Raw genomic sequence first — 13,800 nt, 5'->3', positions numbered from 1 at the left:
AAACTACCGCTCGCCGCCTGTGTAAAGCGGATGCAGGCCGAGATGACCGCCGAATCGAGCCGTCCGCGTTCAGCTAGCCCAGGGCAGCGCGGCGCGTGGTGTGCCTGGTTGGCACTGCTGACCAGGGGTCTTCAGGCCATGGATGCTTCGGGTAGCGGCCACGCATCTGCGCGCGCACCTGTGAGTACGGTCCTGCCCAGAATGATGCGAGGTCATCGGTCACGGCAAGTGGGTGCCCGGCGGGGGAAAGCAAGTGGAACAACACCGGCACTCGTCCTGCGACGAGACGCGGAGTCTCTGCCCACCCGAAGCATTCCTGTAGTTTCACGGCTACAACGGGGCGGGCGGCGGAATCATCGACAGGTGGGTAGCTGAGTCGCACATGCGAGCCGCTGGGCACCTCGAGGCGCTCCGGAACCAGCGCGTCGAAGTCGACCGCGGCGGGCCACGGCAGGATGCGCCGGAGAGCCGGGGCCAGATCGATGCGCGCGGCCGGCGTGCCGCCGGCGAGGTCTGACAGCTCGGGGCCGAGCCAGGAATCGAGGGTGCTGAGCAGGGCGGCGTCTGAGACATCCGGCCAGGGGGAACCGAGCTCGCGATGCAGCACGGCGAGCCGACGCCGCAGGGCGTCGGCGGCCTCTGACCAGACGAAAACCCCGAGTCCTTGTTCTGTGACCGCGCGTCGGACGGCATCGCGTCCCCCATCATCCGCTTGAACTCGTAGCGGGACTGACGCGCGAATGATCGCACCGAGTCGACGTTCACGGCGCGCAACGACACGCCCGTTCACGAACTCCGCCTCGACCCTGTCGGTGCAGAGATGGGACGCGACCTGCTCTGCCTGGTCCTCAGAGATGATGGCGGCAGAGCGGATGATGGCTCCTGTTCCTGCGGCCGCTCGCCCCTGGGCCCTGGTGACGTCCGCGACCGCCAACCATTCGGCGTTCGCGAGCGGACCGGTGATCCCTGCGCGGGTGCCGGAGGCGAGAAGAAAGGTGGCGCCGTGCGGTGAACGATCAACGCGGCGGGCGATCCACTCTGGGAATGCGAGCGCGATGACAAGTCCGGTCTGGTCAGCGCTGCCTCGCGCTGGGCCGGTCGCCCCGCTGAACCGCTCGAGACGCCGGACCTCCTGCTCCCATCGGCGGGCATCCGGGCTGCGTCCATTGCGCAGTAGGGTGAGCGCGGCCTGGGCATCGCCGTCCGCGACGCGGAGATCACCGCTGAGCAGCGCGACGACCTCGGCCGCTGTGCGCCCGCCGACCAGGGCACTCCCGGTGCGCAGCGCGCGGGCGAGGCGAGGGTCAGCCGGGATACGAGCGAGCTGTCGCCCTTCGTCGGTGGCGCGGCCATCGGCATCGATCGCGCCGAGACCCTGCAGCACGGCGATGGCAGTGTTCAGGCTGCCTGCGGGAAGCGGATCTACCAGCCGCAGGCCCGCGCCACCGGGTGCTCCCCAGCAGGCGAGGAGCAGGGCTGCGTCGGTGAGATCTGCCGCCTGGATCTCAGGGGCAGCGTGCGACGGTGCGGTGGCGAAGGTTCGCTCGTCAACGCATCGGACCACGATGCCTGGCCCCTGCCGGGTGGCGCGCCCCGAGCGCTGGATGGCGGATGCCTTGGGCGTTGGGCCGGTGACGAGACCGCTCATGCCGCGTGCTGCATCCCGCTGCGGAGCGCGAGACAGGCAGGTATCGACGACCAGGCGCACACCGGGGACGGTCAGAGAAGATTCGGCAAGTGACGTCGTCACGATGATCCGTGCAGGAGCGTCTGCGCTGCGCCCGCTGATGACCGCATCCTGCTCTGCGGCGGGGATCTGGCCGTGCAGTTCGCGCACGTCGAACTCTGCGGCGAGGCCACGGATGCGTCCGGCGATCTCCGAGACCTCACGCGCACCCGGCGCGAAGACGAGAGAATCGGCGTTCGGATTGGTACGCACGAGGGTGCGGTGAGCGGCAACCGCGGTGCTCGCGACGTGGTCCAGGAAGGCCCAGGTCACCCCGCGTTCATCCAGCCGAGGGGTGGCAGACGGTGCCCAGCGCACCTCAAGCGGATGCGCGGGCACCGTCTGGGTCACGATCGGGGAGGGCGCCGCAGCTGTTCCCAGTACTGTCGCGAATCGGCCGGCGTCGAGTGTCGCGGACATCGCGATGAGGACGAGGTCGTCGCGGAGCTCGCGGACCTCACCGAGCAGCCCGATCAGTAGATCCGTCTCCAAAGCACGCTCGTGCACTTCGTCGATGATGACGGCGCCGACGCCCTCGAGACCTGGGTCGTCGAGCAGGCGGCGCAGCAGCACGCCGGCGGTGACGAACTCGATCCGGGTCGACGAGCTCACGTGGCGTTCGCCCCTGACGGTGAATCCAACGCGGGAGCCGATGGGTGATCCGTCCAACTGCGCGAGTCGTCTGGCAGCAGCGCGGGCGGCGACCCGGCGGGGTTGCGTGACGATCACCCGACCCGGAACACGATCTGCGACGAGCGGCGGGACAAGCGTGGTCTTGCCCGTGCCCGGCGGCGCGCTGACGACGACGGACGGGCTCCGATCGAGCGCAGCACTCAGGTCATCGATCGCCGACGCAAACGCGAGCCCGCGACCGATCCGGGGCGGGTCGAACGGCGTACTGGTCACTCCCCCAGTCTCTCGCGTTCAGACGGTGTGCGTTCACCCGGAAGACCTCGGTCCAGGCTGAGCCGGTGCGACTTCTCAGGCAGGTGATCGAGGGCCAGCCTGCTGCGGCAATCACGATTCCGACGGAACTGGTCAGACGAGGCTTTGCGTAACAGCTGAGTGGGTGGCGCTCAAGAAAATCCCACACGGTGAGAGAGCGGACCGCTACGCTACGAACACCAGTGCGCGACGCCGCGCCGGCCTCAGACTCTGCGAGTCGCCGACGGCGCTGTGCAGAGCGGGAGGCGCCCATGAAGGTCGGCATTGAACGAGAGAGACGCGCGGGTGAACGCCGCGTCGCGGCCACTGCTGAGACGGTGGCCCAACTGGTGGCCCTCGGGCTCCAGATCGAGATCGAGGCCGGCGCTGGCACCGAGTCGGGCATCGCCGACGTCGCCTATGCGGATGCCGGTGCGCGCGTCGTTCCGCAGCTGCAGCTGAGTGAGCTGGACGTCTACCTCCACGTACGGCCGCTCACTCCGGAGGTGGCCGCCACGCTGGCTCCCGGCTCGATCAGCATCGGACTGGGCTCCCCCGCCACCGAGCTGCCGACCGTCGCCGCTCTGGCGGACGCCCAGGTCACCGCATTCGCGCTCGAACTCGTGCCACGCATCTCCCGCGCCCAGTCGATGGATGCATTGAGCTCGCAGGCTCTCGTTGCCGGCTACCGCACGGTGATCGAGGCCGCCACCCGCTATCCCCGGTTCTTTCCGCTCTATATGACCGCCGCCGGCACCATTCCGCCGGCGCGCGTGCTCGTCCTCGGCGCCGGCGTGGCCGGACTGCAGGCGATCGGCACGGCCAAACGCCTCGGCGCCCGCGTGTTCGCCAACGATGTGCGGCCGGCCTCCGCCGATGAGGTGCGGTCGCTGGGAGGCACCTTCATCGACCTCGATCTGGATGCCGCGGCGGCCGAGGGTACCGGCGGGTATGCCCGCGCGCTGAGCGAAGACCGCGCGGTGCGCCAACGTGAGCTGCTTGCCCCGCACGTGGCGGCATCCGATGTGCTGATCACCACGGCGGCCATTCCCGGCCGGGCCGCCCCGCTGCTCGTGACACGCGAGATGATCGCCGGGATGCGCGCCGGTTCGGTCGTGATCGACCTGGCCGCGGAATCGGGCGGCAACGTCGAAGGCGTCGTGTCCGGGCAGGATCTGTTGGTGCCCACCGCGGCGGGCGACGGCCACGTCACGCTCGTCGGTCTGAAGGATGCGGCCTCGACGATGCCGAGCGACGCCTCGCGCCTCTACGCCAAGAATGTGGCAAACCTGTTGGCCCTGATGACGGTCGACGGCCAGGTCGCCCCCGACTTCGACGACGAGGTGATCGCCGGCGCCTGCCTGACCCGCGCGGGCGCGGTACTGCACGAACCCACCGCCGTGGCCCTGGGCAGGCCGCCGGAGCGAGCACAGCTCCCGGAAGGAGACATCTGATGGATCCGATCACCCTGCTCACCGTCGTGGTGCTGTCCGTCTTCGTCGGCTTCGAGGTTGTCTCGAAGGTCACGAGCATCCTGCACACCCCACTGATGTCGGGCGCCAACGCGATTCACGGCATCATTCTGATCGGCGCAATCATCGTGGCCGGCCAGGCCGACGACCCGTGGGTGCTCGGCATCGGCCTGCTGGCCGTGGTGCTCGCGACGGCCAACCTGGTCGGCGGCTTCGTCGTCACCGACCGGATGCTTCAGATGTTCCGTGGTCGGGGCAGCGCGGCTGCTGCAGCGAAGGAGAGCACGAAGTGAGCCTGCTCTCCCCCGAATGGACGGCACTGCTCTACCTGGTGTCTGCGGTCTGCTTCATCCTCGCCCTCAAGGGGCTCAGCTCCCCCAAATCCGCCCGCCGCGGCAACCTGATCGGGGCCGGCGGTGCGCTGCTCGCCGTCGTGACGGTGTTCCTCTCGGCGAAGCTCGACAACATTCCCTACATCCTCATTGCCATCGCCGTCGGAACCGCGATCGCGGCGCCGATTGCCCGTCGCGTGCAGATGACCCAGATGCCGCAGCTCGTCGCGCTGTTCAACGGCGTCGGCGGTGGCGCAGCGGCCCTCGTCGCGGTGCTGGAACTCAGCCACAACGCCGACCCCTGGGTGCGCCTCGCCATCGTGTTCACGATGCTCGTCGGGGCTGTCTCGTTCGGCGGCTCCGCGGTGACGGTGGCGAAGCTGCAGGAGCTGATCAGTACCCGCCCGCTGGTGTTCCCCGGGATGCGCTGGGTCAGCATCCTGGTTGTCGTTGCCGCGTTCACGGCCGGCGGTTTCGTGATCGCCACCGGGTCGATCGGGTGGGCTGCAGTCCTCCTCATCCTGGGCTTGGTCGCCGGCCTGCTGCTGGTGCTTCCGGTCGGCGGTGCCGACGTGCCCATCGTCATCTCCCTGCTCAACGCCTTCACCGGGCTGGCCGTTGCGGCGTCGGGGGTCGTGCTCAGCAATGTGTTGCTCGTGGTCGCCGGCACCCTCGTCGGCGCCAGTGGAACCATCCTGACCCGCGCGATGGCCTCGGCCATGGGGCGCGGGGTGAGCGGCATCATGTTCGGTGCGTTCCGGGGCGGATCGACCGCCGGTTCGACAGTGCAGAGCGAGCGACCGGTGCGCTCGATGGGGCCAGACGATGTCGCAGTGCTGCTCGGCTACGCGCAGCGCGTCGTGATCGTGCCGGGTTACGGCCTCGCCGTCGCTCAGGGCCAGCACGCCATCGCCGAGCTGGCCACAGCGCTCGAAGCACGCGGCACCGAGGTGGTGTTCGCGATTCACCCGGTCGCCGGCCGGATGCCCGGTCACATGAACGTGCTGCTGGCCGAGGCGAACGTGCCATACGAATCGCTCAAGGAGATGGCCGAAGTCAATCCGGAGTTCAAGAACACGGATGTCGCCCTCGTCGTCGGTGCAAACGATGTCGTGAATCCGGCGGCCAAGTCCTCCCCCGGTTCCCCCATTTTCGGAATGCCGATCCTCGAGGTGGGCGACGCCGGCCAGGTCGTCTTCTTGAAACGGTCGATGCGCCCCGGATTCGCCGGAATCGAAAACGAGTTGCTCTACGACCCGAAGACGTCGCTGCTCTTCGGTGATGCCAAAGACTCCCTGACGAAAGTGCTGAGCGCGGTCAAGGCCCTCTGAGCCGTCCCTGCAAAACTGTGCACGGCTCGGGGCTGCCCGCGGAGCACTGCCATCTCGGTGCGCGCGTAGACTGAGGGGGTTAGAACCCGCAAGTGAAAGAGGTCCCCGCGTGGTGAACGCCCCGGCTGCAACCGCTGCTGAACGACGATACTGGACTGTTCCGATTGGCCGCGCTGTTCTCGCGCTGATCCCCGCAGCAGTCATCACGTTCAACTCAGACCACTCGCCCGAACTTGGACTCGTCGTCTTCGGCGCCTTCGCCGTGTTGAGCGGGCTCTTCGTAGGCGCCGTGAGCTGGCGCACCCTGGGTGATCCGCGGGCGCGCACCTTGTTTCTCGTGCAGGGCCTTGTCGGAGTCGTGCTCGGTGCACTTGCCCTCGTCTTTCACGACGGCGGCCTCGGCTTCTATCTCTACCTGGTCAGTGTCTGGGCCGCAGTCACGGGCTTTCTCGAGCTCTACAGCGGCACGCGGGCACGCGGCAAGTCGGCATCCGCCAAAGACTGGATGTCGATTGGCGCGCTGACCGCGATCCTCGCGCTGGTCTTTCTCATTCTTCCGCCGCATGCCGTCGTGTCGGTCGGCTTGATGGGCGCTTACTTCGTGATTCTAGGTGTCTACCTCGTCATCGGTGGGTTGTCCCTCAAATGGGCGACGAACCCAGCCGCAGCCACCCCCGCAGCTAAAGATTCGGACATCTCGTGACCTCGAACCCTCCCCAGAAGCCCAGCCGGTCTGATCGGTTGAAGCCCGTCGAACTCGTCGGATTGTCCGGCGTGATGGCGCTGTTCGTGGGGCTCACCATTTTGCTGACGACGCGGGAGCTGCTGCTCTCGGTGATCGCGCTCGGCATTACGTTCATCGTCGTGCTCGTCGTCATCGCCATGTTCGCGCTGAACATCAAGCCAGACGAGGCTGAGCGCAACGACCTCGACGAGCAGGACAAGAAGCACTAGGCGGACACTCGGTTCTTCGCCACTCCCGTTGGTCGAGGAGCGAGCGAGCGTAGCGAGCCCGTGTCTCGAGACCGCGCAAGCCGACGTTCATACGCGACCCAAGATCTGAAGGTCGGCTCGCGAGATCTCGAGACGCGGCCTCCTGCGTCGGCTGCTCCTCGATCAACGAGTTGGCCACGACCACGAAGGGCCCGGCCACCGAATCGGTGGCCGGGCCTGTTGGCGTTGCGGGCGGTCGTGTGCGCAGCGATGTCCACGAATCCCTCACCCATTCGACGGAGATTTCTTCACAATCGTGCGAAATCTGCCCTGTGCGGGCCGATTTCGGAGAAATCTCCGTCGAATGGGCGGGTGCTAGTCGAGGCGATCGACCAGCGAGTCAGCCAGACCGACATAGCCGGCCGGCGTGAGAGTGAGCAGGCGGGCCTTCGCCTCGTCGCCGATCTCCAGAGCCGAGACGAAGGCAACCAGGTCAGCCTGACCGATGCGCTTGCCGCGGGTGAGCTCCTTGAGCAGGGCGTACGGGTCTTCGATCGAGGAGCGTCCGGCGGTGACCTCCGCGCGAATCACGGTCTGGATCGCCTCGCCGAGGATCTCCCAATTCGAGTCGAGATCTGCCGCGAGCAGGGTGCGGTCGACGTCGATCTCGCCGAGCCCGCGCAGAATGTTGTCGAGTGCGAGCAGCGAGTGGCCGAAACCGACACCGATGTTGCGCTGTGTCGTCGAGTCGGTCAGGTCGCGCTGCAGGCGCGAGGTGACGAGGGTCGCCGCGAGCGAGTCAAGGATCGCGCTGGAGAGCTCGAGGTTGGCCTCAGCGTTTTCGAACCGGATCGGGTTGATCTTGTGCGGCATGGTCGACGAGCCGGTGGCGCCGGCCTGCGGAATCTGGCGGAAGTAGCCCATCGAGATGTAGGTCCAGATATCGGTGGCCAGGTTGTGCAGCACCCGGTTGGCGTGAGACACCCGCGTGTAGAGCTCGGCCTGCCAGTCGTGCGACTCGATCTGAGTGGTGAGTGGGTTCCAGTCGAGGCCGAGGCTCTCGACGAACTCACGCGAGATCGTGGGCCAGTCGGCTGAGGGCTCAGCGGCAACGTGGGCCGCGAAGGTGCCGGTCGCGCCGCTGAACTTGCCGAGGTAGTCGTTGCCTTCGATCTGCTTCTGGATGCGCTCCAGGCGGTAAACGAAGACGGCGAGCTCTTTGCCCAGGGTCGTCGGTGTCGCGGGCTGACCGTGCGTGCGTGCCAGCATCGCATCCGCCCGGAATTCCTCGGCGCGGGCGCGGAGTTTGTCGATCACAAGCTGAAGCTTCGGCAGCCAGACCTCGCGCACTGCGGCGCTGACGGTGAGGGCGTATGACAGGTTGTTGATGTCTTCGCTGGTGGCGGCGAAGTGGGTCAGCTCGGCGATGTGGTCGAGGCCCAGGGTGCCGAGGCGTCGGCGCACGAGGTATTCGACAGCCTTGACGTCGTGGCGGGTGGTCGCCTCAAGCTCGGCGAGTTCGTCGATCTCGGCCTGACCGAAGTCGGTGACCAGCTGGCGCAGCGCGGCCTTCTGGGCATCCGTCAGCGCGGCGGAGCCGAACAGACCGCGGTCGGTGAGCGCGATCAGCCATTCGACCTCAACCTGCACGCGAGCCCGGTTGAGACCCGCCTCGGAGAGGTACTCGCCCAGATTGGTGACGGCGGCGCGGTAACGGCCATCGAGTGGGCTGAGGACCTGGGGGGGTAGTTGACTCATCGGACTCCCTGTCTGATTGCGGGTGCGAGCTGTGTGAAGAGCGCGTGGTTTGCTCTCTCAATCATGCCTAATACCGCGTCAAACAACGCATCGTCGGAATAGTACGGGTCTGGCACATCGCGCAGGGTCGCCTGATCTCGGTCGAAACTGAGCAGCAGACGCACCTTGGTGCGGTCGTACTCGGTCGGCGCCCAGTTGCGCATCACGCGCTCCTGAGCGTGGTCGAGCACCACGACGAGATCGAGGTCGGCGAACCAGGAGGCGTCGAACTGGCGGGCGCGATGATGGCTGCCGTCGTAACCGCGTTTGGCCAGCGCCGAGATCGTGCGTTTGTCGGCTTGCTCCCCCACATGCCAGTCCTCTGTTCCGGCGGAGCTCGTGGCGATCAGCCGACCCAGCCCCGACCGAGTCGCCAAGTCCCGCAGCATCACCTCGGCCATCGGGGAGCGGCAGATGTTTCCGGTGCAGACGAAAATGATTCGAAAAGGCGTCGCTTCGTCAGGACTGAGCGCCGCAGAATTCATGCCTTCATTCTGGTGCACGCGCATGTCATCCACACGTGAACATCCAGATGAGTATTCACCGATCTGCTGGCACGGGGGGTTCGCTGCCGACACGGGTGCCACACTCGCCACATCTGAAACAGGGAGGCCGGGTGGATGCTGATGAGCTCGCGCTCTTCACGGGCGTCACGGATGCCGAACGGCTCGCGTCACTCCGCGAACAACTGTGGCTGTTGGCTCGTGTGCGCGAGGACGTTCAGGTGCACGGACAGATCCTCCGAACGCTCGTAACCGACAACCCCGGTTACCAGTGGCGCTCCGCCGCGGAACGCGGCTATGCCGCGCAGGTGGCGGAGCTCGGCAGCGACCTCGAGCTCGCCGGGCGTGACCTTGAAGCGGCCTGCGACGCCGCGCGCGAAGAGCTCGCGCGATCGAACAGAGTCGAGTAGGTGGGCCGGGAGATGGCCGGGGAGGATGGCGGTTGGGGCCCTGAGGGGAGTGCGGGTGCACGCCTCACCGTTTCGGGTGGAGGGTCGACCCTCGTCGGCACTGACACGCTCCTCGCCCAGGAGGCGGCGATGCGGATGCTGCACGCGGCGGCACTGGACTGGCAGGCGACGCTGGTGCGCATTCGCAGTCTCAACTCCGTGCCGGCCCCGGCGTGGTCGCCCCGCGACCCCGGCCTCGGCGTGCTGGCCGCAACCATCGCGATCGACTCGGTCGAGGCGCAGAGTCGTCGGCTGGCCGACACGTTGAACACCGCCTCAGACGGTTACGCGCGCGCCGAACGGCAAGCCGAGGAGGCGGCGCGGGTCACCGGCGCGAGTCTCGGCTGGATGATGGGCAGGTTTCCGCAGCTCGTTGCCCTCGCCGCGCTGTCGGCATTGCCGGCGCTGACAACGGGGGTCGTGATCTGGTTGCTCAGGCAGGCACTCACTCAGAGCGCGAGGCCGGGCGGTGGGGTGTGGCGGCGTCCACCGGTCACCCCACTGCTAACCAGCGTAGACAGTTTCAACCGGGATCCGGCGGCGCTCCGCTCGGCCGGCGCGGGGAGTGCGGCCCGGCGATCACGCCCTGGAGACGCCCCCGCCGGGACCGCAACGACCCAGAGGGCCGAACGCGACGAGGGTTCGCTCGTGGATCCGCGCCTTCTCACCAGCCCGCTCGCCGCTGCTCTCGTGCGGGTAGCCGTGTCGTCGCTCGACGATATGGCCGTCGGAGCGTTCGGCCTCCCTCTGCCGCTGGCACGGGCGCTCGGCGACGACGGGGCCGGGGTGCTCGGCGTCACGACCTCGGCGGCTGGGCTGCTGGCGATCGCCCGCCCGGGCGGGCTCTTGCGCGAGACGCCCGTGACGGTGGCTCCGGTGGGCCCGGTGGGCCCGGTGAACCTGGCCAACGCTTCTGCTCTGGCCAACGCTTCTGCTCTGGCCAACGCTTCTACTCGGGGAGTGCCGTCGATTTCCGGCGATCGCGCGGCGCAGCAGGGTGCGGTGCGAGCACCCGATGTGGTGTCTGCATCACCGCCGGCCGGCCTCGCCGACCTGGCTGTGCGCATCCCCACCCTGAGCGAGGATGGCGGCCAGGTGCGCGTCGAACGATACGGAGACGACAGTGCTGCGGCCTGGGTCGTCTACATCGGTGGGACGGTCGACTGGAGCCCGGTCGCTGCAACCGAACCGTGGGACCTCACCTCAAATATTGCGGCGGTGGCCGAGGAGGAGGCCGGGTCGTATCGCGCTGTCGTGCACGCAATGCGGGAGGCCGGAATCCAACCGGGCGAGCCGGTGATCGAGGTCGGCCACTCCCAGGGCGGATTGATCGCGGCGCAGGTGGCGGCATCCGGTGAATTCACCAGCGTCGCCACGGTGACTTTTGGCGCGCCGAGCGGAGGCGTGCCCATCCCCTCCGGCGTCGACACTGTGGCCGTCGAGCACACCGATGACATCGTGCCGGGCATGGGTGGCGCGTCTGACGAGGCAGCGGCACGCCTGCTCGTGCGCAGAGAGGTCTATGCGTCAGATCCGATCCCTGGCGACGTTGCCCTCCCGGCGCACAGCATGGCCAACTACCTCGAGACGGCTCGTCTGATCGATTCGTCGCCGGAGCCGCGGCTGCGCGCCTTTCGAGCGCAGCTGGCGAGCGTGGTCGGCGGCTCCGACGGAGTCGCCGGATTCTGGCGGGGCACCCGTTCGTCGGGCGACTAGCGTCGTTCCGTGGAAAAGCGCTGCTCAGGCTGCCGTGGGGTCGCTCGAACGCGCCTCGTGCCGCCAGGCGCTCGGCGTCATGCCGTGCGCGCGCCGGAACGCGCGCGTGAACGTGGTCGCGTCGCTGAATCCCGACTCGAACGCGACCTGCTCGACCGTGCGGTTTGACGTGCCCCGCAGCAGCCGCTCGGCGATCGCGAGGCGCTCGGTTCGCAACACCGTGGAGGGCGACAAGCCCCGCACCTCGAACACCTGGTAGAGCCGGCGACGCGAGATGTAGTGCAGACGGGCCACCGCATCCATGTCGAACCCCGGCACGGTCGCGTTCGTACGCAGGTACTCGAGCACCGCGTGGCGCAGACCGTGCGACGTGCGCGGCACACCACTGCCCTCGCCGAACGAGGAGCGGATCATGACGGCCGCGAGGTCGCGTACGGTGTCGCCGACCTCGGCTGACTCGCCGTCAGGCAACAGGTCGACATAGGAGAACAACGTGCGCGCGGCGGGCGAGAGCCAACCGTTCGGCAGTGTCAGCCTGTGCATCGTGCTCTCGAGCATCTCCTTGGGGAGGCCGAGCGACTCGCGCGAGACCTGCACGATCAACTGCTGCTGGCCGGTCGGCGAGTAGTCGAGGTGGTACGGGCGGTCGGTGGCATAGATCGAGACAGCGCCCGGCCGTACGGCAACCGAGGTGCCGCTCGCGATCACGCGGCCGCTCGCTGAGCGCTGTAGCGACAGGTGCAGGTCGTCGCGGTGCGAGCGACCCGCGAGGCTCTCGGTGCGGTCGGCGCTCGTGCCGCTCGTGGTGACCAGCGAGACGGAGACCGCAGAGTCGAGGCTGGCGTGCGCCATCTGCCCCTTGAACTGGGGCTCGAAACCGACGCAGCGCAGGGGCACGAAGCAACCGCTGACGATGGTCTCCCACTCGTCGGCACTCTCCACGTCGAGAACCTGCAACTCTACCTCCTCGTGCTCTGCATTCTAGCGGGGGCCCTGTCAGGCCACGGCTGCTCGGTGAGGCCGTGCACAAAACGCCGATCAGCGTGACGCCCGGACGCCTGCCGTGCACAAAACGCCTGCGCCGGTGCACAGAGAGCCGTGAAAACGACCGGCCCGCTCACGCAGTCTGTAACCAACACGCCTACGAAAGAGAATGATGACGTTCTTCACCCAAGTGCATTGGAACGGCCGCGGCTACCTCGACGGCTGGGCCCACCTCGACCAGACCACAACCGTGACCTCACCGTCGACCGGTGAGCAGCTCGCCGAAATCGGCATCGGCAGCCCGGCAGACATGACTGCGGCCATTGAGCGAGCGGATGCCGCCCAACGCGATTGGGGATCGCTGCGGGCCGAGGAGCGCGCGGCCGTCATGCGCCGCGCAGCCGTGCTGTTCGAGCAGCACCGCGACGTGCTCAGCACCTGGCTGACGACGGAGGCCGGCTCCTCGCAAGGCAAGGCTGCCTTCGAATCGGGCCTCGTGGCCGACGAGTGCAATCTCGCCGCCGGTACTGCGCTCATGCCCTACGGCGAGCTGCTCACGTCGTCGCAGCCGCGTCTGAGTCTCGCGCGCCGCCGCCCCGTCGGCGTCGTTGGGGTCATCTCGCCCTTCAACTTCCCGGCCATTCTCTCGGCGCGCTCGGTGATCCCCGCGCTTGCGCTCGGCAATGCCGTGGTGCTCAAGCCTGACACTCGCACCGCGATCTCAGGAGGCCTCTTCCTGGCGGCGATCCTCGAGGAGGCAGGGCTGCCCACGGGTGTGTTCGCGGTGATCCCCGGAGGCATCGACGCCGCGACGGTGCTGATCGACCACCCCGCGGTGCCCGTAATCTCCTTCACCGGTTCGACGCAGGCTGGACGCGCGATCGGCGAGCGCGCCGGCCGCAATCTCAAGCGCGCGCACCTCGAGCTCGGCGGCAACAACGCGATGATCGTGCTGCCCGATGTCAATGTCGAGGCCGCGGCTTCTGCTGGCGCCTGGGGCTCTTTCCTGCACCAGGGCCAGATCTGCATGGCCACCGGCCGTCACCTCGTGCACACCGACATCTACGATGAGTACGCCGAGCGGCTGGCCGGCAAGGCCAAGGCGCTGAAGGCTGCCGACCCGTCGACCGGCGCACCGCTCGGCCCCATCATCGACGCCGGTCAGCGCGACCGCATCCACGAGCTGGTTACCGCCACCACGCAGGCGGGCGCCACGCTCCTCGCCGGCGGCGAGTACACCGACCTCTTCTACCAGCCGACCGTGCTCGGCGACGTGCAAACGCACCACCCTGCGTTCGCGCAGGAGGTATTCGGGCCGGTCGCGCCGCTGATGCGCTTCGAGGAGCTCGACGAGGCGATCGACCTCGTGAACGCAAGCGAGTACGGCCTGTCGGTCGCGCTGCTCGCCGGCGACGCGCTCAAGGCGTACGAGCTGGCCGACCGCATCGACACCGGAATCCTGCACATCAATGACCAGACGGTCGACGATGAGTCCCAGGCTCCGTTCGGCGGCACCGGTGCTTCCGGCACCGGCGCCCGCTTCGGCGGTCATGCGGCCAACATCGAGGCATTCACTCACTCGCAGTGGGTGACGATGCAGTCGCGCATCCGGCCGTACCCGTTCTGATCCACG

At 67.9% G+C, this 13,800-nt stretch carries 12 protein-coding genes; 8 read left to right on the top strand and 4 right to left on the bottom strand.

Annotation, left to right across the window (positions count from 1 at the left end; genetic code table 11):
* Positions 1–73: 73 nt before the first annotated feature.
* Positions 74–2,632 (bottom strand): ATP-dependent helicase HrpB, encoded by a 2,559-nt coding sequence (gene hrpB, locus ABD791_RS10655; protein WP_345066030.1) that lies wholly within the window; start codon positions 2,630–2,632, stop codon positions 74–76.
* 290 nt (positions 2,633–2,922) lie between these two features.
* Here hrpB and ABD791_RS10650 point away from each other — a divergent pair, with 290 nt between their 5' ends.
* The 5 genes from ABD791_RS10650 to ABD791_RS10630 all read left to right on the top strand — a co-directional run bounded on the left by ABD791_RS10650 (position 2,923) and on the right by ABD791_RS10630 (position 6,739).
* Positions 2,923–4,104, top strand: coding sequence for a Re/Si-specific NAD(P)(+) transhydrogenase subunit alpha (locus ABD791_RS10650; protein WP_345066028.1), 1,182 nt, complete (start codon positions 2,923–2,925; stop codon positions 4,102–4,104).
* On the top strand, positions 4,104–4,415 hold the full coding sequence (locus tag ABD791_RS10645; RefSeq protein WP_345066025.1) for an NAD(P) transhydrogenase subunit alpha part 2: 312 nt from the start codon (positions 4,104–4,106) through the stop codon (positions 4,413–4,415). The genes ABD791_RS10650 and ABD791_RS10645 overlap by 1 nt, the downstream gene beginning before the upstream one ends.
* Complete coding sequence (locus ABD791_RS10640) at positions 4,412–5,785, top strand: NAD(P)(+) transhydrogenase (Re/Si-specific) subunit beta (protein ID WP_345066022.1); 1,374 nt, start codon at positions 4,412–4,414, stop codon at positions 5,783–5,785. The genes ABD791_RS10645 and ABD791_RS10640 overlap by 4 nt, the downstream gene beginning before the upstream one ends.
* A gap of 109 nt (positions 5,786–5,894) precedes the next feature.
* The gene (locus ABD791_RS10635) at positions 5,895–6,488 is read left to right on the top strand and encodes an HdeD family acid-resistance protein (protein ID WP_345066019.1); all 594 of its coding nucleotides are present in this window, start codon (positions 5,895–5,897) and stop codon (positions 6,486–6,488) included.
* Positions 6,485–6,739: a hypothetical protein gene (locus ABD791_RS10630; RefSeq protein ID WP_345066017.1), complete on the top strand. Its 255-nt coding sequence runs from the start codon at positions 6,485–6,487 to the stop codon at positions 6,737–6,739. Before ABD791_RS10635 ends, ABD791_RS10630 begins: the two co-directional genes overlap by 4 nt.
* A 354-nt stretch (positions 6,740–7,093) precedes the next feature.
* Here ABD791_RS10630 and purB read toward each other — a convergent pair whose 3' ends face one another.
* Together purB and ABD791_RS10620 are read right to left on the bottom strand one after the other, a co-directional pair.
* Positions 7,094–8,476: an adenylosuccinate lyase gene (gene purB / locus ABD791_RS10625; protein WP_345066014.1), complete on the bottom strand. Its 1,383-nt coding sequence runs from the start codon at positions 8,474–8,476 to the stop codon at positions 7,094–7,096.
* Positions 8,473–9,000, bottom strand: coding sequence for a low molecular weight protein-tyrosine-phosphatase (locus tag ABD791_RS10620; protein ID WP_345066011.1), 528 nt, complete (start codon positions 8,998–9,000; stop codon positions 8,473–8,475). Before ABD791_RS10620 ends, purB begins: the two co-directional genes overlap by 4 nt.
* Before the next feature lie 131 nt (positions 9,001–9,131).
* Between ABD791_RS10620 and ABD791_RS10615 the strand changes: the two genes are divergently transcribed.
* Both ABD791_RS10615 and ABD791_RS10610 read left to right on the top strand, forming a co-directional pair.
* Positions 9,132–9,428 (top strand): hypothetical protein, encoded by a 297-nt coding sequence (locus ABD791_RS10615; protein WP_345066009.1) that lies wholly within the window; start codon positions 9,132–9,134, stop codon positions 9,426–9,428.
* Between the two features lie 12 nt (positions 9,429–9,440).
* A complete protein-coding gene (locus ABD791_RS10610) occupies positions 9,441–11,183 on the top strand; it encodes a hypothetical protein (protein ID WP_345066006.1) in 1,743 nt (580 codons plus the stop codon).
* 24 nt (positions 11,184–11,207) lie between these two features.
* Here ABD791_RS10610 and ABD791_RS10605 read toward each other — a convergent pair whose 3' ends face one another.
* Positions 11,208–12,140, bottom strand: a complete 933-nt coding sequence (locus tag ABD791_RS10605; protein WP_345066004.1) for an AraC family transcriptional regulator — start codon at positions 12,138–12,140, stop codon at positions 11,208–11,210.
* A gap of 199 nt (positions 12,141–12,339) precedes the next feature.
* Here ABD791_RS10605 and ABD791_RS10600 point away from each other — a divergent pair, with 199 nt between their 5' ends.
* On the top strand, positions 12,340–13,794 hold the full coding sequence (locus tag ABD791_RS10600; RefSeq protein ID WP_345066001.1) for an aldehyde dehydrogenase family protein: 1,455 nt from the start codon (positions 12,340–12,342) through the stop codon (positions 13,792–13,794).
* Positions 13,795–13,800 lie beyond the last annotated feature (6 nt).

It is taken from the genome of Glaciibacter kafniensis, assembly GCF_039538945.1.
GTDB classification, from domain to species: domain Bacteria; phylum Actinomycetota; class Actinomycetes; order Actinomycetales; family Microbacteriaceae; genus Cryobacterium; species Cryobacterium kafniensis.
This window is presented reverse-complemented; position numbering and strand designations above follow the sequence as displayed.